Source organism: Nonomuraea sp. NPDC050153 (assembly GCF_044460125.1).
Lineage (GTDB): Bacteria > Actinomycetota > Actinomycetes > Streptosporangiales > Streptosporangiaceae > Nonomuraea.
Window position 1 is genome coordinate 208560 of sequence record NZ_JBITJQ010000017.1, and the last position, 20931, is coordinate 229490.

The window sequence follows — 20931 nt, forward strand, 5'->3', positions numbered from 1 at the left end:
GGGCCGTTCGTGCAGTGGGTTCATAGGGCGGCCAGGCGGGCGATCTCGGCGGTCACGGCCGGTGCGGAGCGGCCGTCGACGCGGACGCGGTGCACCCGTACAGGGAGCGCCTTGAGCGCCTCTTCGTAGCCGTCCCTGATCCGGGCCAGCAGGTCGGGGCGCTCGTGCGGCTCTGGGCGGCGGTCGCGGGCCCGGACCCGGCGGGTGGCCTCGGTGACGTCGATGTCGAGCAGGATCGCGACGTCGGGCGGCGCGACCGCGAAGCGGTCCGACAGCTCGGCGATCAGCTCTCCGGGCGGCAGCCGCAGCAGTCCGACGAGCTCGGCGCCGAGCGTGTCGAGCCGCGGCGCGCGCCCGCCGGGCCGTCGGCCGAGCCTCTCGCACCAGGCGAGCGCGGCCTCGACGGCGCTCTCCGGCATGCGCGCGATCTGCTCGCGCAGCGCCGCCGGGCGGCCGGGGACGCTCGTCCGCTCGATGACGTCCCGGTAGAGCGGCAGGTACGTGAGCGCGTCGATGAGCGGGTGGCGTTCGGTGACGATCGCGCGGCCGGGACCGCGCAGGAAGTGGCGCTCCGCCACCGCGTATGTGCACATCTGCAGGTAGAGGACGGCCAGCTTGAGGTCGGGACTGCCGATGAGATCGGCCTGCGCCGACAGCGTGTCGAGGTGCCGGGACAGCTCGTGGAGCGGCCCGCCGGGGTTCTCGTGCGGGCGCAGGCACGACAGCACGATGTGGTCCCGCCCAGGGAGCCCGGCGAGCAGCCGGGCGCAGGTGCTCTTGCCGGACCCGTCGATGCCGACCAGCGCCACCCGCGCCAGCTCGACGCGGTGCTCAGCCCGCACTGTCGTCCCCGGCGGCGGCGTCCTCGATGGCGATCAGGCGCAGGGTCGTGGCCATGAGGCGGGGCAGGAACGGCAGCTCCCGTTGCCCGTGCACCATGACGTAGAGCTGGAGCCGCGTGACCGCGAAGTCCCACAGCGCCAGCCGGTAGCCCTCCCGCCACTCCCGCGGGTCGGCCGCGTGGCCTGTCGCCTCGCGGTGCAGGTCGAGGAACGGGACGACCTCCGATTCGCGTACGTCCGGCGGCAGCACAAAGGCCAGCAGCTCTGCCAGGTCCCGCTGCGGCACGTGCAGGGTCGCCAGCTCCCAGTCGTAGGCCACCAAGCTTGAGCCCGCGCAGCGCAGGGCGATGTTGCGCGGATTGAAGTCGTTGTGCGCCAGTGTGCGGGGCATCGACTCCAGCCGCCGCCACCACTCGGGGATCCCGGCCACGATCCGCCGCAGCCGGTGCGCCGCGGCGCCGTCCAGCAGCTCCGGGTGCTCGGCCGCGCCGTGCTCCAGCAGCGCCGTCCACAGCTCGCGCATGGCCGCCATGCGCTCGGCGGTCTGCACCGGCCCGACCAGGGCGCGCAGCTCGTCGTGGCGGCCCAGCCAGGCCGCGTGCACGCCCGCGATGCCGCGCACGGCCGCCGCCACGTCCTGCGTGCGCCAGCGTTCCGGCGTGTCCGAGGTGTCCTTGAGCCGCACGCCGGGCCCGAGCCGCTCCATCGCGATCACGTACGCCTCCCGCCCAGGGTCCTCGTGCACCCCGTACGTGAAGGGCAGCACCGAGCGCAGCGCGGGCTCCGTCGTCCGGTAGACGGCCAGCTCCCGGGTGTGCAGGCCCTTGAAGCCGGTCCACTCGCGCCAGCGCGGATAGACGTCGGCGAGCCGGCCCCCGCTCAGCGAGGCGATCTTGGCCGCTTCGATGATCACCTCCTGGTCGAGCGGCTTGACCTTGAGCACGAGGTCGGTCTGCCCGGCGTCGCCGCCCGCGTCCCGCTCCCAGGCCACGCGGACGGGCAGGACGCCGGTGGTCTTGCGGCGTTCGGCGCGGGAGGTGAGCTCGGTGATCAGGCTCGACCCCGGCGCGTCGTCGATCCAGTCGACCCCGGTCACCTCCAGGGCCGGCGCGTCCATGACCTGAGCCAGCATCGGCCGCAGCAGGGGCGCGCCGAGATCCGCGCGGGTGAGCCAGCTCACCCGGCGCCCGCGGCCGAGCCGTTCGTGCGCGTCGGCGAACTGGCCGCCCGCCACGGCCGCCATCGTGGACAGGTTGAGCGCCAGCGCGAAACCGCAGATGATCTCCGCGAAGCGGCCGGAGAGCCCGTCGCCGCGGCAGCCGAGCACCTCCAGGTAGTCGCGCTGCCGCGCCAGCCTCGTGCCGCCTCCGACGACACCCGTGACCAGGCTCGGCAGGACCAGCGTGGCCCGCAGGTCGCCCTCCGACACGTCCACCGAGAACAGGCCGGTGCCGGACTCGTACACGCTGGCGATGTCCTGCCCGGTGGCGACGAAGATGGCCGCGATGACGTTCGCCGCGTCGATGTCGTGGCCCGCCATGCCGGCCTGCTGCCCGGCGACCACGCTGTGCCGGTAGAGCCGGTCCATCGCCTCCGGGGTGCTCTTGAGCACGCGGCGGATCGTCGCGCGGTCCAGCACGCACTCCGCCACCACCCGGGTGCCCCGGCCGGCGATCATGTTGAGGTGCGTGAACTTCTTGTCGCCGCTCAGGTTCGCCTCGATGGCGAACCAGGTCGGCGCGAGCCCAGGCATGGCGGCGAGCCGCTCGTTGATCCACTGGCAGGCCCGCCAGGTGGCCGCGGTCGTCATGTTCTGCCCGCCGGCGTCGGCCGTCTCGTAGCCGAACCGCACGTGCACGGCCCTGCCGAGCTGGACCGGGTCGACCAGGGTCAGCCGCGAGTGCGCCGACACCTCGTTCACCCGCCGCTGCAGCTCATCCTCGTGCCGCACGATCCACCGGGCGAACTCGGCCGCCTCGCTCAGCCCGGCGAACTCGAACACCGGTGCCCGCGTCATCCGCTGCGCGATGACCTGGCTCGTCACCCCGCCCGCCAGCGTGATCGCCTTGGCGCCGCGCGACACCGACGCCACCAGGGCGCCCTCGGTGGTGGCCAGCGGCGCGGTGATCAGCCCCTGCGCGTCGCGGCCGGTGAACAGCAGCGGACCGGCCAGGCCGACCGGGACCTCGACCACGCCCACGAAGTTCTCCACGTTGCCAGGCAGCGAGCGCGGGTCGATCGTGGACTGCTCCAGGGAGCGCAGCGGGGCGCTCGTGGTGGCCCGCAGCCACTCCAGCAGGTCGCGTCTGGCCCGCTCGGTGTACTGGCCGCGGCCGGGCATGCTCGGGTACGCCGCCTGGCTCAGCGGGCCGGCCTGGGGTTCGAGGGTCTCAGCCAACGCCGGCCTCCTCGGCTCCGCCCAGCACGCGCGCCCACACCTGCGGGTCGGCGCGGAACACCCGGTCCTTGACGCGGGTGGGCCGCTCGCCCGCCTCCACGCGGCGCCGCCATTCCCGCCAGAACGCCTCCGGGGCCACCGGGTGCACCAGCGGCGTGGCCAGGGCGCCCGAGCGGCGCGCGCCGGCGTAACCGGGCGCCTCCCGGCACAGCTCCTCGTCGAGCGCGGCGCGGAACGCCCGCACCTCCGCCTCGGAAAGCGGCGCCTCGAACGCCACGGCCGCCTCATGCCCGCCCGCCGGCGCCCGGTCCGCGGGGGCGCCCGAGCTCGGCAGTGCGCGGTCCTGGGCGCCTGAGTCCCGCAGCGCGCCGTCCGCCGAGGCGCCCGCTGATGCGCCCGCGCCCGGCAGCGCGCGGTACATCACGTCGCGGGCGGCCAGGCCGGTGACCTCGGACGCCGCCGCGACCGCGCGCAGAACGTGCGCCTCGCGTACCCGCTCGCCTGCCACGGAGACCAGGCCGGCGCGGCAGGAGTACTCCACCAGCGGCGTCGCCCCGGCGAACCCGGCCACCTTGACGACGTCGCGCACCGCGCACCGGTACATGCCGCCGACGTGCGACACCACCACGTGGTACTCCTGGCCCTCCACGAGCTCGTGCGGCTCCAGGGTGTCGCTCCACGGGGTGATCGGCTCGTCGGCCGGAATGAACTCGTACAGGCAGCCGGTCACCATCAACGCCCCGCCGGTCTCCCGCTCGCCCACCGGCACGGCCAGCGGCCCCTCCGACGACCCGATCGGCGCGGGGCGGATCCGCAGGCCGGCGCCGTAGTCCTCGCGCAGCCGCGGCAGGTAGAGGCGGGAGACGTAGGTGTTCCAGGTCAACAGGAGCTCCAGCCGCGGCCACACGTCGGCGGGCCGCAGCCCGCCACGGCGCTCGGCAACGCGCTCCAGCTCGGCGGCCCGCCCGGGATCGGGGGGCCGCGTCGCCACGCCGCCGACCGTCCCGTCCCTGATCTCCTGGACGATGCGGGGCCACCAGTGCGCGAGCTGGTGCGGCAGGGCGGCGGCGATCGCCGGGTTGACCGCGATGACGCCGCGCACGTCGTGCTCGGCGGCCAGCCGCAGCCGCAGGTAGGAGCGTTCCCACGGCCCGGCTTCCGCGAGCTCGCCGGGCAGTCGGCTCCACGGGGCCCGGTTGCCGAGCCCGACGGCCAGCTCCTCGCCCGCCTTGGCGAAGTCGAGCTGGCTCGGCCCGATGTGCGGCCGACCCCCGGCGGTGCGGCCGGTCGGCGAGTGCGGGTCCTGCCACAGGTTCAGCACGGCGTCGTCGCGCGGCAGCAGGTCCGGATGGTGCCGTACGAGCTGCGCGAACCCCGCGAAGTAGAACGGCAGGAAGCAGCGGCGCAGGAAGGTCGCGGTCACCGGGATGCTCTTCTCCCCGCCGGTCGTGCCGCTGCTGGCGAAGAACGCCGTGGGCTCCTCGCTCGTCAGCACCTGCCGCTCGCCCGCGTGCACGCGCTCCAGCCACGGCCGGAACTCCTCGTGGCCGCGGATCGGCGTGGCCCGCCGGTAGCCGGCCAGATCCCGCACCTTGCCCAGGTCGTGCTCGCGGCCGAAGGCGGTGCCCGCGTTGGCCGCGAGGATCTCGGCCAGCACCGCGTCCTGCGCGGCGCGAGGGCTGTCCAGCGAGCCGAGCGCCTTGCCGCTTTCCTGCAGCACCCGCCGCCGGTACGCCGCGGCGCGCTCCGCGGGCGAGGCGAGCGAAAGGTCGGTGGTCATGGCTCTCCAGGTTCTCGTCGGCGCGTCACAGGTAGACCTGGTCGAGCAGGGACGCCGAGGCGCGCCGCGCGAACAGGCCGTCGGTGAGGCGGTAGGGGTCGATCCAGCCCGCGGGCGTGGCGCATCCGAGCAGCCGGTCGGCCGGCTCGGGCCGGCCGTCGGCCTCGCGCAGCATCCGGGTGGCCCGTGACAGGGCGCGGCGCAGCAGGTCGAGGCGGAACGGCTCCGCGGAGGTGCGTTTGAGCATGGCGATGAAGTAAAGCCGCATCCCGAGCCGGTAGGCGGCCTCGTCGAACTCCTCCAGGCACAGGCCGGCCAGGCGGCCGATGGTGTGGCCGTCCCAGCCGCCGTGCCTGCTGGAGCGGATGACGCCGCCGAGCGGGACGCGGCCCAGCGGCAGCCGCGACGGGCGCGCTCCCAGCGCGCCGAGCACCCGCGCCAGCAGCGCGTAGTCGTGGGACAGGTCGTCGTCGTAGACCAGCAGCACCCGGTCGCCGTCGGCCAGGCGGGGGAGCAGGTCCCGCAGGATGACCAGCAGGTAGTTGGCATGACCGTCGGTGCCGACCACCGTGCGCAGCGGCATTCCCCACCGGGTGCCGTCCAGGTAGGCGGGCCCGCCGTGGCCGCGGTGGTCCACGCACAGGTGGCGCCGCGTCAGCAGCTCGACGGTCTCGTCGATGGACAGCTGCGCGGGCCGGTCGGCGGTCAGGCCGGGGTCGTGCACGCCGAGCAGGTCGAGCTGCCGCTTCCACTCGCCGGTGGCCGCGCGGGTGGCCGGGTGCACCCAGCCCTCCCGCTCGACCCGTTCGGTGTAGTGCCGCAGCAGGTTCATCGGGCGGGCGTCACCGGAGGCGTGGAAGCTCACGTACAGGCGGCCGAGCTCGTCGGCGGACAGGGCGCCGTGGTCGAGGTGCGCGTGGCGGCGGTCGAGGTGGTCCCAGAACTGGATCGTCTGCCCGGTCAGGTTCGCGGCGCGCGGATTCCAGTAGTACTCCAGGTCGCGCACCAGCCGCGTCCCCCGAAAGAGCGTGTCCACCCACAGGAAGCCCTTGATGTGAGTGGGCAGCAGCGGCTTGGTGGCGGTGATGGTGACGGGTGCGAGCAGCAGCCGGGCGGCACCAGGCGAGTACGCCGTCACTCATCCTCCTCTCGGTCCGGCCCCGGCGGCTAACGCCGCCGCCATCCCCGGCTCCGCGGTGCGGCTCAGGGTGCATAACGGCAGCGCCCATCCCGTCCGGAGAATCGGGCGTCGAGCGCCCGGTCGGTTTCGGACCATAGACGTACGGCGGTGCCGTATTCCACCGCGCGGACCGCATATTGCGAAATCGGCGGGCGTGCCGTTCCTTTTTCCGCATTTCCGCGTTCAAGTGCCGCCGCGCGACAGTTGAACAGACGCCTTGCCCGCTCACGCATGCCCAGGTCATTCTTCGGTTCGCCGGGTGGTCGGTCCATTTTGCAGTTGTCGGGTTCTCCTGGAAGGAGGCGCGCAGATGGCTGATGAGCAGTTGTTTCTGCGGTCGAAAGTCATAGTCGAACCACTGGTGGACAGGTTCTTCGCCTGGCCCCACACGATCGCGCCCGTGCAGGCCGCGATGAATCTGGCGTTTCTCCAGGTGCCGATGCTGGAGTCGTACCTGCAGTCGCCGGCGGTGCACGTGGCGGCCAGCAACAACCCGGAGCTGCGCGGCGGCTACTTCGTCAACATCGAGGAGAGCCGCGCCGACGAGGTGCGCGACCTGCTCGCCACGATCCGGCGGGACCGGGCCGACATGCTGCGCTTCGCCGACGCCATCGTCTCCGGTCAGGAGATCCTGCGCGCGAGCGCGACCGGGTTCGATCTGACGCCGGTCTACCCGAAGCTGCCCGCCGAGCTCGGCGGCCTGGTCGAGCTCGCGTACGACACCGACAACCAGGCGCAGCTGCGCTTCATGGAGCCGCTCCTCTACCACAGCAACGTCTACGCCGAGGCCCGCCAGTCGGTGCAGCTGTCCTTCGAGACCGGGATCGAGCGCCCGTTCATCCTCAGCACGCCGCGCCTGCCCTCGCCGGACGTGCTCGAGCTGGACATCCCCTTCCGTCACCCCGGCCTGGAGGAGCTGTTCAAGGCCCGCGTGCGGTCCACCACGCTGAGCCATCTGCGCGAGGCGCTGGGACTCGACGACGCCCAGGCGGCACAGCTGTCGACCATGCTCAGCGACCGCCCCAGCCTGGCCCCCGACCGGCACATCGAGTCCGGCGGCCGGGTGCGGTACTTCGGGCACGCCTGCCTGGTGCTCCAGACGCCCGAGGCGGCCATCGTGACCGACCCGTTCATCAGTGCCGACAGCACGGCGGGTGACCGCTACACGCTGGATGACCTGCCCGACTACATCGACCTGGTGCTGATCACGCACGGGCACCAGGATCACATCGTGCTGGAGACGCTGCTCCAGCTCCGCGGCCGCGTCGGCGCCATCGTGGTGCCGCGGTCCTCGCGCGGCAACCTGTGCGACCCGTCGATGGCCTTGATGCTCCGGTACCAGGGCTTCCCCGTGGTCGAGGTGGACGACTTCGACGAGGTGCCGTTCCCGGGCGGCAAGGTGACCGCCACGCCGTTCCTCGGCGAGCACTGCGACCTGGACATCCGCGCCAAGTCGACCTACTGGGCGGAGGTGGCCGGCAAGAACGTCTTCATCGGCGCCGACTCCTCCGGCATCGACCCGACGCTCTACCGCTACATCAAGGAGCACCTGGGCACGGCGGACCTGGCCTTCCTCGGCATGGAGTGCGACGGCGCGCCGCTCACCTGGCTCTATCAGGCGCTGCTCACCATCCCGATCCCGAAGAAGATGAGCGACTCGCGCAAGCTGTCGGGCTCGAACGCCGAGCAGGCCGCCGCGATCATGACGGAGCTGGGCGCCAAGGAAGCCTACATCTACGCCATGGGCGAGGAGGACTGGCTCGGCCACGTCATGGCCACCACCTACAACGAGGACACGTACCAGATCAAGCAGATCGAGGAGTTCCTCACCTGGTGCGCCGATCGCGACATCAAGGCCGGTCACCTGTTCAAGAAGCAGGAATGGCGCTGGTAGCCGCCTGACTGCCTGCCCCCGGACATCCCCACGAAGTGGCCATCGGTTCTGCAGGAGGTATCCCATGGCTGTGCAAGACATCTCGTACGTCGAGCTGTACGTGCGCGACAAGATCTCGGCTGTCGACTACTTCGTCACGGCCATGGGTTTCACCCGCGTCGCCGACTCCGTGGAGGTGGACCGGAGCTCCGTGCTGCTGCGGCAGGGCCAGGTGCAACTGGTTGTCACCTCCGGCCACGGCGTCTGGAAGTTCCTCGACGACCACGGCGACGGCATCGCCAACATGGGCATGACCTGCGACGACGTGGCGCGTACCCGTGACGCGGTCGTCGCGGCGGGCGCCGGGCCGGTCGGCGAGGCGCGCGGCAACACGGTCGTGCCGGGGTTCGGCGGAGTCACCCACACCCTGCACCCGCCCATGGACGACCCTGCCGCGGTGGCGCCCCCCGGCCGCAACTGGGTCACCACCCCGGGCGCGTCCTCCACGTGTGAGGGCCGCGTCAGGCTCCTGGACCACGTGGCCGTCTGCGTCGAAGGCGGCCGGCTCGAGGAGTACGCCGACTACTACCACGACGCCTTCGGCTTCTCCCGCTACTCCTCCGAGTACGTGGCCGTGGGCGGGCAGGCGATGGACTCCATCGTCGTGCGCAGCGCGTCGGGACGCGTCACGTTCACCCTGGTCGCGCCGGACCCGGCGAAGGACGGCGGGCAGCTCGACGCGTTCCTGGAGCGCAACGGCGGGCCCGGCGTGCAGCACCTGGCCTTCCTCGTGGAGGACATCGTCGCGGCCGTGTACGAGTGCCGCGAGCGCGGCGTCGAGTTCCTGACCACCCCCGACTCCTACTACGACCTGCTCGCCGAGCGTTTCGACGGCGACCAGGCGCAGATCGCCGACCTGCGGAAGGCGCAGGTGCTGGCCGACCACGACGAGTGGGGGCAGCTGCTCCAGCTGTTCAGCCGCTCGCCGTACGAGCGCAACACGCTCTTCTACGAGCTCATCCAGCGGCTGGGCTCGCGCGGATTCGGCAGCGCCAACATCAAGGCTCTGTACGAGGCAGTCCAGCGCGACCGGCTGAGCGCCGGATGACGACCCCGCTGACCCTGGCGGACTACGCCGCCGCCGCGCGGGAGCGGCTCGACCTCGCCGTCTGGGATTTCGTGGAGGGCGGCGCGGGCGGCGAACGCACGCTCTCCGCCAACGTGGCGGCCTTCGACCGGGTACGGCTGCGGCCCCGCGTCCTGACCGGGCTCGGCCTGCCGCACACCAAGACCGAGGTCCTCGGGCGGGTGTGGGCGGCGCCGGTCGGCATCGCGCCCATGGCCTACCACACGCTCGCGCATCCTGAGGGCGAGGTCGCCACGGCGAGGGCCGGTGCGCCGTTCGTGGTGAGCACCTTCGCGGGCCGGACGTTCGAGGACATCGCCGCGGCCGCCTGCGGGCCGCTGTGGCTGCAGGTCTACTGCTTCCGCGACCGCGCCGGCACGCGGCGGCTCGTGGAGCGCGCGGAGCGGGCCGGGTTCGAGGCGCTGGTCCTCACCGCCGACGCACCCAGGCTCGGCCGCCGGGTTCGCGACCTGCGCAACGGCTTCCGGCTGCCGCCCGGCGTCGAGCCGGCCAACCTCGACGGCACCGGCTTCTCCTCACCCGGCGGGCACGCGCTCGCCGAGTTCGACGCCGCGCTCGACTGGTCCGCCGTCGCGTGGCTGCGCTCGATCAGTTCGCTTCCGGTGCTGGTCAAGGGCGTGCTGACCGGCTCCGACGCGGTACGGGCGATCGAGGCGGGCGCGTGCGGCGTGGTGGTCTCCAACCACGGCGGCAGGCAGCTCGACGGCGCCCCCGCCACGCTCGACGTGCTGCCGGAGATCGCGGCGGCGGTGTCCGGGCGCGGCGCCGTGCTCCTCGACGGCGGGGTACGCCGCGGGGGCGACGTCCTGGCGGCGCTGGCCCTGGGGGCCGACGCCGTGCTGCTCGGCCGGCCCGTGCTGCACGGCCTGGCGGCGGGCGGGGCGGATGGGGTGGGGGGTGTCCTCGCCATCGTCACCGAGGAGCTGACGGAGGCCATGCTGCTCACCGGCGTCCCCACGCCCCGCGACGCCGGGCCCGCCCTCATCGGCGCCCCCGCCCAGGTCGCCGTGCAAGCCCCCGCGCAGGCTCTCGCCCCGGCTCCCGAGCAGGCCCCCGAGCATGCCCCCGTACAGGCCCCCGCGCCGGTCGCGGTCGTCCAGGCGGACGGCTGCGTGCTGCGGCGGGAGGACCTGCACGGCAGCCTCTCCGACCCGCTGCTCGACACCATGACGTTCCTCAACGAGATCACGCACCGCTACCCGGACGCGATCTCCTTCGCCCCCGGCCGCCCGTACGACGGGTTCTTCGACACCGAGCACGTCTTCACGCACATCCGCCGCTACATCCGCCACCTGGAGGACGGCGGCGCCACGCCCGACCAGGTCCGCTCCGCGCTCTTCCAGTACGGCCCGACCAGCGGCCAGATCCGGGAGCTGATCGCCGCCTCGCTGCGCGCCGACGAGAACGTGGACGTGCCCGCCGAGGCCATCGTGGTGACCGTCGGCGCCCAGGAGGCGATGCTGCTCGCCGTGCGCGCCCTCATCTCGGGGCCCGAGGACGTGCTGCTCGTCTCGAGCCCTTGCTACGTCGGCATCACCGGCGCGGCCCGCCTGCTCGACGTCACCACGGCCGTGGTGGAGGAGGGCGCGGACGGGCTGCGCTGCGCCGACCTGGAAGCGGCGATCCGCGCCGAGCGGGCCCGCGGCCGCCGCCCCCGCGCCTTCTACGTGGTGCCCGACCACTCCAACCCGTCCGGCGCCACCATGCCCCTGCGCGCGCGGGAGGAACTGCTCGAACTGGCCGCGCGGCACGACATCCTGATCCTGGAGGACAGCCCGTACCGGCTGGTCAGCCCCGGCCGGCAGCTCCCGACGCTGAAGTCCCTCGACCGGGAGCGGCGCGTGGTGCAGCTCGGCTCGTTCGCCAAGACGCTCTTCCCCGGCGCCCGCGTCGGATACGCGGTCGCCGACCAGCCGGTCGCGGGCGGCGGGCTGCTGGCGGACGAGCTGTCCAAGATCAAGAGCATGGTGACGGTGAACACCTCGCCGGTGAGCCAGGCGGTCGTGGCGGGCATGCTGCTCGCCGCGGGTGGGCGTACCGCGGAGCTGAACGCCGAGACGGCCGCCTACTACGGCGACGCGATGCGGACCACGCTCCGAGAGCTCGGCGTGCGGTTCCCGCGGGAGGAGCGCGAGGCGCTCGGCGTGAGCTGGAACGAGCCCACCGGCGGCTTCTTCCTGACCGTCCGGGTGCGTTTCCGCGCGGACAATGCCGCGCTGGAGCGTTCAGCGGAGGAGTTCGGGGTGATCTGGACGCCGATGTCGTACTTCTACCCGCAGGGTGGCGGCGACCGCAGCATCCGGCTGTCCGTCAGCTACCTGCCGCACGGCCAGATCGCCGAGGGGTGCGAGCGGCTGGCCCGGTTCGTCAGGGCCCAGACCGGCTGATCAGTACTTGTCGAGAAACTCGATGATGGCGGCGTTCACCGCGTCGGGACGCTCCAGATTGCCCAGGTGACCGCAGCCGGGGATCTCCACCAGGTCGCAGTCGGGGATGGCGTCGGCCACCTCGGCGACCAGATGCGGCGGGCAGACCAGGTCGTCGGCGAAGGCGATCGCCCGGCACGGCACGGTCACCCGCCGCAGCGCCTCGCGCCGGTCGCCGACGGTGTCCACGCCGAGCTGTCCCTCCGCCCCGCGACCGGTGCCCCCCGTCAGCTCGAAGATCTCCAGCCAGCCGGTGGCGGCCTCGTCGTCGTTCAGCGTCGCGGGAGAGAGCATCTCCAGGACCGTGCGCATCGCCTGGTACGCCGCAGGCAGCTCGATGCCGCTCTCCCGCAGCGCCCGGTCCGCCTTGGACAGCGCCCGCCTGGCCACGTCCGACCGCGACCTGGTGGCGATCAGGACCGCCGAGCGCACCAGCTCGGGGCACTCCAGCGCCAGCTCCTGAGCGATCATGGCACCCATGGACGTGCCCACGACGCGGCACGGCCCGATTCCCAGGGCCTTGATCAGTCCTCTGGTGTCGGCCACCATGTCCGCGAGCGAGTAGTCGCCGGGAGGCGCGCTCGACGGCGCGATGCCCCGGTTGTCGAACACGATCGTCTCGTACCCGGCCGCGTTGAGCGCCGGCGTCTGATGCATGGTCCAGACATGACCCGCGGCCCCCGAACCCATGATCAGCAGCACGGGGTCGCCGGTGCCCGAGCGCTGGTAGGAGAGCCGGATCCCGTTGGTGCTCACGAACGGCATGGCGCGCTCCTGGTCGTCGAAGGGATTCGGCTCACCATGACACGCCGCTCGGCAGCCCGTCGAACCCCCGTCCAACTGGCGCGACGACGCACTTGAACGCCCCTCGCCGGGCCTGCCCGCGGACCCGCATACTCGCCCGAGGTGTGACCGATCACGAAGGGGCTACGTCATGAGCGCGCAGAGCGACTGGAGACCGCGGGAAGTCCGGCCCGGCGGCGACGGAACCGGCGCGGACGGGCTGCGGCACGCGCTGGCCGCGACGGGCGATTTCGGGGACGTGCTGACAGAGGCCAAGGTCGTGGTGTTCCGCGACTTCCAGGTCACCGAGCAGGAGCTGGACACCGTGATGGACCTGCTGCTGCCGAACCGGCTGGCGTACACGCACGGGACCTCACCGCGGACGAAGGTCGCCGCGGGCAACGTGTACACCTCCACCGAGTACCCCAGCGAACAGACCATCGCGATGCACAACGAACTGTCCTACAGCCACACATGGCCCGCACGGCTGCTGTTCTACTGCGCCACCACCCCCGGCTCGGGTGGCGCGACGCCCGTCGTGGACGGCGAGCTGTGGCTGGAGTCCCTGGACGAGGAGGTACGCGACGCCTTCGCCGGCGGGATCCGCTACTCCCAGAACCTGCACGACGGGTACGGCCTGGGCAGGAGCTGGAAGCAGACCTTCGAGACCGACGATCGCGCGGTGGTGGAGGCGTTCCTGGACGCGGGGAGCTTCGACTGGAAGTGGACCGCCGACGGCGGCCTGCGCATGGTCAGCCCCGTCCGACCCGCCTCGATCAAGCATCCGGCGACGGGGACCGAGGTCTGGTTCAACCAGGCCGACCACTTCCACCCGGCCGCGCTCGGCGACGCCGTCGCACGGGAGCTGGCGCAGATCCTGGCGCCCGAGGAGCTGCCGCAGTCCGTCACCTTCGCCGACGGCAGCCCGATCCCCGACGCGTACGTGCTGCACGTGTACGACCGGGGGCTGGAGCTGGCCGTGGACGTGGACTGGCGGCAGGGCGACCTGATGGTGATCGACAACGTCGCCGTGGGACACGGCCGCCGCCCCTACACGGGTGATCGCCGCGTCCTGGTCGCCATGTCGGACTAGCCGTTTTCTCGCGTCATGGTCACCGGGAGCCGTTCGGGGCCGTTGACCACGATCGAGTCCAGCAGCTTCGGCTCGCCGGCCGGCTCGACGCGTACGGACCTGGCGAGCAGCTCCCCGTACAACAGCCGCAGCTCGACCCGGGCGAGCACGCTGCCCAGGCAGAAGTGCTCGCCGAAGCCCAGTGACAGATGCCGGTTGGGCTGGCGCCGCACGTCGAACTCGTCCGGGTCGTCGAAGACGCTCTCGTCCCGGTTGGCCGACGGCAGCCAGAACACCACCTTGTCGCCTGCCGCGATCCGCCGGCCGCGGATCTCGGTGGGGCGTGCCGCGGTGCGCATGATGTGCGTGGCGGTGGACGTCCACCGCAGCACCTCCTCGACCGCCGACGGAAGCAGGTCCGGGCTCTCCTCCAGCGCCCGCCACTGGCCGGGGCGCTCCATGAACGACAGCATGCCGCCCGCGGCCGCGATCCGCGTGTTCTCGGTGCCGCCGACCAGCAGGTTGTCGCAGTTGAGGATCACGTCGTCCGGGCTGAGCCGCTCGCCGTCCACCTCGGCCGTGGCCAGCACGCTGACCAGGTCGTCTCCGGGCCGGGCCGCCTTGGCCGCCTGCAGCGTCTCGAAGTAGCCGAGGATCTCCAGGTGGGCGAACCTGCGCGTGAGCGGGTCGCCGGCGCCGAACGCCTGGCTGGTCAGCTGGTACAGATGCTCCCAGTCGGACTCGGGTACGCCCATCATCTGGCAGATCACGTACAGCGGGACGCGGGCCGCGACGTCCGCGACGAAGTCGACGCCGCCCCGGTCGAGCGCCCGGTCCACCACGCCGCGGGTGATGTCGCGCATCTCCGGCTCCAGCGCGCGGATCGAGCGGACCGCGAACCACTCGTCGACCAGCGCCCGCAGCTTGCGGTGCCGCGGCGGGTCCGTCAGCGCCAGCGTGCGCCCGCCCCCCGGGTCCGCCCCGTGGTCCGCCGGGCGCAGCAGGATCCCGTGCGCCGAGCTGAAGGTCTCCGCGTCCCGGTATGCGGTGCGCACGTCGTCGTACCGTGTCAGCGACCAGAACCCCGGCAGGTCGGAGGGCGGCTGCCAGTGCACCGGCGCGTTCGCGCGCAGCCATCGCCATTGCGTGAACGGGTCACCGTGTGAGTAGAGTTCGGGATCCACCAGGTTGATATGCGGCGGCGCTGACATCTCCGGCATGCCGGTGCCTCACATTCTTTTCCTTTTCCGCGGCCGGTGGACCGCGGGACGCCTTACCGTGTCAGGGCCTTTCTCAGCCCGTCAAGCGCGCCTTTTGCGCTGCTCGGGGGCGTACAACTGCGGCGGTGGAGCAGTTGAACGGCGATGTTGATCCCGCGCTCGGCCCTGAGCCATAGTGGGCGGCGCGCAATCCCGAATTGAATTGGCTTGGGATTTGGCCTGCGCGCACGCGGACGGATTTCCGCCCGGAGCAGGCGCCGCCTCGTCCAGCCGACGGGTCGAACGAATTGGGGTGCTCGGGAATGGCTGCAGCTCACGGCCCAGGGCGGTTCGAAGGCCGGCCCGCCGGCCGTCGTCTCCGCAGGACCTGTGAAAGGCGAGGATGAGAATGGCGGACACTTCCGCGGTGATCAGGCCGGCAGGCAGCCAGGCAGGAGCCGGCACAGCCGCACTCGAACCGTTCTCGCTGGTAAAACGCAAGGATCGGGCCAAACTGCCGCCTGCGGTGTCGGATGCCTATCCCATGTCCACCCTGCAGCTGGGCATCGTCTACCACACGCTGTCAGGAGGAGCTGACCTACCTTATCTGAACGCCTGCAGTTTGCGCGTCCGCGGGGTCGGGCTCGATCTGGAATCGTTCGATCAGGCTGTCCAGGACGTGGTGAACAGGCATGCCGTCTTACGCACCTCCTTCGACCTGACCACCTGCGGCGAGGCGATGCAACTCGTTCACGCGGTGGCGACGGTGCGGCGCGAGGTTCACGATCTACGTGGCGTACCCGAGCAGCAGCGGGAGCGGCATCTCCGCGCCGCGCTTCGCACGGAAGGGCGTCGGCCGTTCGATCTCGCCGAGGCGCCCCTTCTGCGCTGCCTGCTGCACCGCTGGGCGGAGGATGAGTTCCAGTGGACCGTCATGTACCACCAGGCGATTCTCGACAGGGACAGCCTGCATCGAGTGCTCGACGAGATGCTGTGCCGCTACGTGGACCTCCTTGCCGATCCGGGCGCCGCGACCTCCGCTCCACCTGCCGAGGTTTTCCCGGAGTTCATTTCATCGGAGCGGGCGGCCATCGACTGCGCGGAGCACGGCGGGCGCTGGCGGGATCACCTCTCCGGCTACACCCCGAAGCCCCTGCCGGCAGCGGCTGCCCAGGCCTTCGCGGCGATGAGCGCCGGCGATGCCACCGCGTACAGGTCAATCGAGTCGCCCGTCCCGGAAGAGATCGGCGACGCACTGCGGGAACTCAGCGGTGAAGCAGGCGTGCCGGTCAAAGACGTCCTGCTGGCGGCGCACCTGAAAGTGATGAGCCTGCTGACCGGCGACAACGACGTCGCCACGGGAGTGGCCATGCGTCCGCTCCATGAGAGCCCTTCCTCCCACGTGGCCGGAGGTGTCTTCCTGAACGTCCTGCCGCTCCGGGTGGACATGTCAGGAGGGCGATGGCTGGATCTGGTGCGGCGGGTGTCCGGCCGCGGAGAGGCCATGCTCCCGTACTGTCGATACCCGCTTTCCCGCATTACGTCGGACCTGGGCGGCGCCGAGCTGATCGACTCCATGTTTGAATACAGCGACACGCGTCTTCCTCATGCCGCGTCAGGCCCTGACGACGCCGTCGCCGGAGACGGCGCCATCGACGTCTCGATCACACATCGGATCGAGCCGAACAACTTCACCCTCTCGACGCGGTTCATCCGGAACTCCCGGTCCGGGCGGTTGCTCTTGGCGCTGGACTATCAGTCCGCCAAGCTGGACGACGCACAGGCGATGCTGATCCGCGACTATTACTTCGCGACGTTGACCGCGATGGCCGAACCGGACGGTCCGCATGACGCCTTTTCGCCGCTGAGCACCGCGGAGAGAAAACGCATGCTGGTGGACTGGAACGGGCCGACACGCGACTATTCGCGGGGATGTGTGCACGAGCTCATCGAGCAGCAGGTCATCAAGACTCCGGACGCGCTCGCGGTGCTGAGCGACGAGGCGGAGCTCAGTTATGCCGAGCTCAATGCCAGGGCGAATCGGCTGGCCAGGGAGCTGCGCGACCTCGGGGCCGGACCGGAGTCCGTGGTCGGCGTATATGCCGAGCGGGACGCGGACATGATCGTCACCTTGCTCGGCGTGCTCAAGTCCGGTGCCGCCTACTTGCCACTGGACCCGAGCTACCCGGAAGAACGGCTCCGATTTCTGCTCGACGACGCCCAGGCCCGCCTCGTCGTCACCAAGGAGCGCTTCGCGGCACGGCTTCCGAAGGGAGGCCGGCAGGTTCTGTGCACCGACGCGCGGGCCGCGGATATTCTTCGTCATCCCGCTCATGACCTCGGCCCGCTGAGCACACCCGACAACCTGGCATACGTCATGTACACGTCTGGATCGACCGGCCGGCCAAAGGGCGTCCAGGTTCCGCATTCCGGCGTGGTCAACTATCTGAACTGGTGTGTCGAGGAGTACGCGAGCCGGGGAAGCGGCGGAGCGCCGGTGTTCTCCTCTTTCTCCTTCGACATGATCGTGCCCAACATGTACACCCCGCTGATCATGGGTGAGCGCGTCTGCATGCTGCCGGAGACGCTGCCGGTTCACGAACTCGGATCCCGCCTGGAGCGGCTGGCGCCGTTCAATTTCATCAAGATGACCCCGGGTCACCTGGACCTGCTTTCTGAATCGCTCGGACGAGCAGCGGCCCGGAACCTCGCCGGCACCCTCGTCGTCGGTGCGGACGCCTTCCCCAGCCGCAATCTTGGCCACTGGCGGCGACTGGACCCCGACACGGTCGTCCTCAATGAGTACGGCCCGACGGAGGCCTCGGTGGGCAACTGCGTCTTCCATACCCAGGGTCGCGTCGAGCGCGATCTGCTGCCCATCGGGCGTGCCATTCCGAACACCACCATGTACGTGCTGGACTCGGCGATGAATCCCGTGCCGGTGGGCGTCACGGGAGAGCTCTTCATCGGCGGAGACTGCGTGGTGCGCGGCTACGCCGGCCGACCGGCGCTGACAGCGAGTTGCTTCCTGCCGGATCCTTTCATCAGCGACCGCCCCGGTGCCCGGATGTATCGCACCGGCGATCTGGGCAGATGGCTGCCGGATGGAAACCTTGAGTTCCTGGGCAGGGTCGACGACCAGGTGAAACTGAACGGCTACCGGGTCGAGCCGGGCGAGGTCGAGTCCGTGCTGGCCGAGCACCCGTCCGTCGCGCAGTCCGTGGCCGCGATCCTCGGCAAGGACTCCCAGCGCCGGCTGGTCGGCTACTACGTGCCCCGCGCAGAGGTGAGCGCCGAGGAACTCATGGCATATCTCGCCGACCGGGTGCCCAGCTATCTGATGCCGTCGGCGCTGCACGCCATAGACGCCGTACCGCTCAACGCGAACGGAAAGGTCGATCGCAAGCTTCTGCCCGACCCCCGGGAGCGGCGAGGACAGGCGGCGACCACGTTCATCTCCCCCCGTACCCCCATGGAGCTGGCGCTCGCCGGCATCTGGGAAGATCTGCTCGGGGTGGAGCCGGTAGGCGTGGAGGACAACTTCACGGCCCTGGGCGGTGACTCGATCCTGGCCACCAGGATGGCCTTCAGGATTAACAAAGACCTCTGTCTTGACATCGCGATAGCAGATATACCGAACAGTCGCGACCTGGCGGAACTGGCGGATCGTCTGACCTCCTCGGCGGCGAACCGGCCCGCGGCTCGGTGAGGGCGTGGAAGCGGGCATCGCGAAATTGCGCACCAGCCGGGAACGCGAGGGTTCGGGCCTCATGGCGGAAGGGCTCTTCGACGCGGAGCTCGGCGCGCGGTTATTCGGCGGCGAGCCGGCCATCAATTATCGTCTTTCGCGACTCCGCCGCGAGCTCAATCTCCGTGACCGACTGAAAGTGGCCGCCTTCGCCCACCGAAACAGGTTAGCGGGTAATTATGAGAGATAGAGTGACGACGCGTTCTGGCCGGGCCATGCGGGTCGCCGGCGATCGATTACTGGCCAACATACGAAGCCTCGCCAAGATAGGCGCCACGGCCGACGGCGGCGTCAGCAGACTCGCCTTCACCGCGGAGGACGCCAGCGGGCGAGAGCTGGTTCGCGACCTCATGATCGAAGCAGGGCTTGAGACCCGCATCGACAGCGCGGCGAACATCATCGGACACAGGCCAGGGGAACGCCAGGACCTACCTGCTCTCATGCTCGGGTCTCATATCGACACGGTGCCCAACGGGGGCACCCTGGACGGTGCGTACGGAGTCCTGGCGGCCATAGAAGTCGCCCGCGCGCTCAACGATCACCACACCCCGATGTCCCACCCCCTGGCCATCGTGGCTTTCAACAACGAGGAAGGCGCGTTCGGCACCCGTGGCATGTGGGGGGCGCACGCGTTGGTCGGGGCCCTCGACGAAGCTGATCTGGCCGCGGTGGACGATCGCGGCAGACCCGTGGCAGATCTGCTCTTCGAGATGGGCGGTGATGCCAGTCACATTGACCGGGCCGTGTGGAGCGCGGACAGGGTGGCGGCCTATCTCGAGCTGCACATCGAACAAGGGCCGGTGCTCGAGAGCCGGAACGTTGAGATAGGGGTGGTGGAGGCCATCACGGGCCGGTCAACCCTCGACATCTCCGTACGTGGCAAGGCCTCGCACGCCGGGACCACGCCGATGGAGCTACGCCAGGACGCGCTTGTGGCAGCGGCGCAGGTGATACTCGCGGTACGCGAGCTCGCCCACCCGAACGGGCCAGTGCGGGTCGCCACCGTCGGCTCGCTCTCGCTGGCCCCCAACGCCTGGAATGTCGTACCCGGGGTCGTCACGATGCAGGCGGACTTTCGAGACGTATCCGACGTGGCCATCTGGCAAGCGATCTCACGCCTCCGGGGCGAAGTCCTGGAAATCGCCATGAGAACCGGTACGGCGATCGAAGTGGAGGGTCAGCACAGCGTGGCCGCGGTGTCCTGCGACCCGGGTCTGCAAGACGTCATCGCGGAGGCGAGCGAGAGCCTGGACCTGAGCCACTTCTCCCTTCCCAGCGGCGCCGGCCACGATGCGCAGGTCATCGGGTGCATCGCACCGATAGGCATGATCTTCGTGCCCAGTAAGGGCGGCATCAGTCATACACCGGAGGAGTACAGCGCCGAGGACGATCTGATAGCGGGTGCGAACGTGCTGTTGCAGTCCGTGCTCACCTACGACGAAAGATATGGCGGGACATTCTGACCTGGCAGGCCTGTCGACAGTACCGAGCCGCTACACCGGGCGTACCGACATCGCCATCGGAACACACGTCGCCGACCGCAACATCCCGTGGGCGGAAGCGGCAGCGCGCCGATGACGGGACTACAGGGACTCATCTGACTCGTTTTGGAGAAGAGCATGTCGAGCAGGCCATCTCAGGGAAAAGCCATCGCCGTCTTCTGCGGTGCTCGCGCGGGCGTCCAAGCGCAATACCTTGACGTAGCCGAGAAGTTCGGCGAGGCATTGGTGCGACGAGGCGCGGGGCTGGTCTACGGTGCCTCCGGCATTGGAATCATGGGGGCGGTCGCCGGCGCCGTCTCCACGGCGGGCGGATCCGTGACAGGTGTGATTCCGCACCACCTGTATGAGCGGGAGAAGCCGGAGCTCGCGTGCGGCAACATCTACGTTGTCCGGTCCATGCATGAGAGGAAAGCGCTCATGTATGAGCTGTCCATGGGGTTCGCGGTTCTTCCCGGCGGGCTCGGCACATTGGACGAGTTGATGGAAGTCGCCACCTGGAACCAGCTTCGCATCCATGAGAAACCTGTCGTCCTCATCAATCAAGGAGGCTTTTTCGACCCGCTGAACGCCATGCTCGATCACGTGGTCGCCGAAGGATTTCTCACGCAGGAGGAACGTTCCGCCATCCGCGTCACGGCCGACATCGAAAACGCCCTGGACTGGCTCGGTCTGTCCACCGCACCGGTACCGATGGCTCCGCCGGCCGATGCGGAGGCCCCACTGCAACAAAGCCTGGCAGAGCTGGAGTCGGCGCAGCCGGTTGTCTGACGGCCCCTCTGGGACCCGGCGTTGTGCCTGGTGCCAGCGGACACGCCGACGGACACCTGATCCCCCCACGGGTTCGTCCTGGCCTGCTCGGCAGAGCGGGCGCTCGTGAAGAGCGATGAGGAGATCATGGAGATTCGTGCGGCGTGTCACCTCACGGGCAGTTACCCCTCGGCGGCGCCATTGCGTGAACGGGTCACCGTGTGAGTAGAGTTC

General features: G+C 70.5%; 14 protein-coding genes. 8 read left to right on the forward strand and 6 right to left on the reverse strand.

The window, feature by feature from the left end; genetic code table 11:
* Positions 1 to 20: 20 nt before the first annotated feature.
* The 4 genes from ACIBQ1_RS35315 to ACIBQ1_RS35330 are packed head-to-tail and all read right to left on the reverse strand — an operon-like array spanning position 21 to position 6158.
* On the reverse strand, positions 21 to 842 hold the full coding sequence (locus tag ACIBQ1_RS35315) for a hypothetical protein (RefSeq protein ID WP_397283647.1): 822 nt from the start codon (positions 840 to 842) through the stop codon (positions 21 to 23).
* A complete protein-coding gene (locus tag ACIBQ1_RS35320; protein WP_397283648.1) occupies positions 832 to 3240 on the reverse strand; it encodes a phosphotransferase in 2409 nt (802 codons plus the stop codon). Before ACIBQ1_RS35320 ends, ACIBQ1_RS35315 begins: the two co-directional genes overlap by 11 nt.
* Positions 3233 to 5020 carry a GH3 auxin-responsive promoter family protein gene (locus ACIBQ1_RS35325; protein WP_397283649.1) on the reverse strand — a complete coding sequence of 596 codons (1788 nt, stop codon included), beginning with the start codon at positions 5018 to 5020 and terminating at the stop codon, positions 3233 to 3235. Before ACIBQ1_RS35325 ends, ACIBQ1_RS35320 begins: the two co-directional genes overlap by 8 nt.
* Positions 5021 to 5045: 25 nt before the next feature.
* Positions 5046 to 6158, reverse strand: coding sequence for a hypothetical protein (locus tag ACIBQ1_RS35330; protein ID WP_397283650.1), 1113 nt, complete (start codon positions 6156 to 6158; stop codon positions 5046 to 5048).
* Positions 6159 to 6510: 352 nt separating this feature from the next.
* Between ACIBQ1_RS35330 and ACIBQ1_RS35335 the strand changes: the two genes are divergently transcribed.
* From ACIBQ1_RS35335 to ACIBQ1_RS35345, 3 genes are all read left to right on the forward strand, one after another.
* On the forward strand, positions 6511 to 8094 hold the full coding sequence (locus tag ACIBQ1_RS35335; protein WP_397283651.1) for an MBL fold metallo-hydrolase: 1584 nt from the start codon (positions 6511 to 6513) through the stop codon (positions 8092 to 8094).
* Positions 8095 to 8158: 64 nt separating this feature from the next.
* Positions 8159 to 9181 (forward strand): 4-hydroxyphenylpyruvate dioxygenase, encoded by a 1023-nt coding sequence (hppD, locus tag ACIBQ1_RS35340; RefSeq protein WP_397283652.1) that lies wholly within the window; start codon positions 8159 to 8161, stop codon positions 9179 to 9181.
* A complete protein-coding gene (locus tag ACIBQ1_RS35345) occupies positions 9178 to 11607 on the forward strand; it encodes an aminotransferase class I/II-fold pyridoxal phosphate-dependent enzyme (protein WP_397283653.1) in 2430 nt (809 codons plus the stop codon). The genes hppD and ACIBQ1_RS35345 overlap by 4 nt, the downstream gene beginning before the upstream one ends.
* Here the strand turns inward: ACIBQ1_RS35345 and ACIBQ1_RS35350 are convergent, their stop codons facing one another.
* Positions 11608 to 12411, reverse strand: coding sequence for an alpha/beta fold hydrolase (locus ACIBQ1_RS35350; protein WP_397283654.1), 804 nt, complete (start codon positions 12409 to 12411; stop codon positions 11608 to 11610).
* Between the two features lie 169 nt (positions 12412 to 12580).
* Here ACIBQ1_RS35350 and ACIBQ1_RS35355 point away from each other — a divergent pair, with 169 nt between their 5' ends.
* On the forward strand, positions 12581 to 13522 hold the full coding sequence (locus ACIBQ1_RS35355) for a TauD/TfdA family dioxygenase (protein WP_397283655.1): 942 nt from the start codon (positions 12581 to 12583) through the stop codon (positions 13520 to 13522).
* Here ACIBQ1_RS35355 and ACIBQ1_RS35360 read toward each other — a convergent pair.
* Positions 13519 to 14721 (reverse strand): cytochrome P450, encoded by a 1203-nt coding sequence (locus ACIBQ1_RS35360; protein ID WP_397283656.1) that lies wholly within the window; start codon positions 14719 to 14721, stop codon positions 13519 to 13521. The two genes, ACIBQ1_RS35355 and ACIBQ1_RS35360, sit on opposite strands and share 4 nt — an antisense overlap.
* A 388-nt stretch (positions 14722 to 15109) precedes the next feature.
* Between ACIBQ1_RS35360 and ACIBQ1_RS35365 the strand changes: the two genes are divergently transcribed.
* The 4 genes from ACIBQ1_RS35365 (at position 15110) to ACIBQ1_RS35380 (ending at position 20718) form a co-directional block, all read left to right on the forward strand.
* Positions 15110 to 18409, forward strand: coding sequence for an amino acid adenylation domain-containing protein (locus ACIBQ1_RS35365; protein WP_397283657.1), 3300 nt, complete (start codon positions 15110 to 15112; stop codon positions 18407 to 18409).
* A 4-nt stretch (positions 18410 to 18413) separates the two neighbouring features.
* Entirely contained in the window at positions 18414 to 18638 is a 225-nt protein-coding gene (locus ACIBQ1_RS35370; protein WP_397283658.1) for a hypothetical protein, read from the forward strand.
* Position 18639: 1 nt separating this feature from the next.
* Positions 18640 to 19911: a Zn-dependent hydrolase gene (locus ACIBQ1_RS35375; protein WP_397283659.1), complete on the forward strand. Its 1272-nt coding sequence runs from the start codon at positions 18640 to 18642 to the stop codon at positions 19909 to 19911.
* 156 nt (positions 19912 to 20067) lie between these two features.
* The gene (locus tag ACIBQ1_RS35380; protein ID WP_397283660.1) at positions 20068 to 20718 is read left to right on the forward strand and encodes a TIGR00730 family Rossman fold protein; all 651 of its coding nucleotides are present in this window, start codon (positions 20068 to 20070) and stop codon (positions 20716 to 20718) included.
* Positions 20719 to 20931: the final 213 nt, after the last annotated feature.

What these genes read in the sequence shown, in the direction of transcription:
- ACIBQ1_RS35325 (WP_397283649.1), bottom strand. Translation starts at nt 5,020, where the DNA reads ATGACCACCGACCTTTCGCTCGCCTCGCCCGCGGAGCGCGCCGCGGCG.
- ACIBQ1_RS35335 (WP_397283651.1), top strand. Translation starts at nt 6,511, where the DNA reads ATGGCTGATGAGCAGTTGTTTCTGCGGTCGAAAGTCATAGTCGAACCA.
- hppD (WP_397283652.1), top strand. Translation starts at nt 8,159, where the DNA reads ATGGCTGTGCAAGACATCTCGTACGTCGAGCTGTACGTGCGCGACAAG.
- ACIBQ1_RS35345 (WP_397283653.1), top strand. Translation starts at nt 9,178, where the DNA reads ATGACGACCCCGCTGACCCTGGCGGACTACGCCGCCGCCGCGCGGGAG.
- ACIBQ1_RS35350 (WP_397283654.1), bottom strand. Translation starts at nt 12,411, where the DNA reads ATGCCGTTCGTGAGCACCAACGGGATCCGGCTCTCCTACCAGCGCTCG.
- ACIBQ1_RS35355 (WP_397283655.1), top strand. Translation starts at nt 12,581, where the DNA reads ATGAGCGCGCAGAGCGACTGGAGACCGCGGGAAGTCCGGCCCGGCGGC.
- ACIBQ1_RS35360 (WP_397283656.1), bottom strand. Translation starts at nt 14,721, where the DNA reads ATGCCGGAGATGTCAGCGCCGCCGCATATCAACCTGGTGGATCCCGAA.
- ACIBQ1_RS35365 (WP_397283657.1), top strand. Translation starts at nt 15,110, where the DNA reads ATGGCGGACACTTCCGCGGTGATCAGGCCGGCAGGCAGCCAGGCAGGA.
- ACIBQ1_RS35380 (WP_397283660.1), top strand. Translation starts at nt 20,068, where the DNA reads ATGTCGAGCAGGCCATCTCAGGGAAAAGCCATCGCCGTCTTCTGCGGT.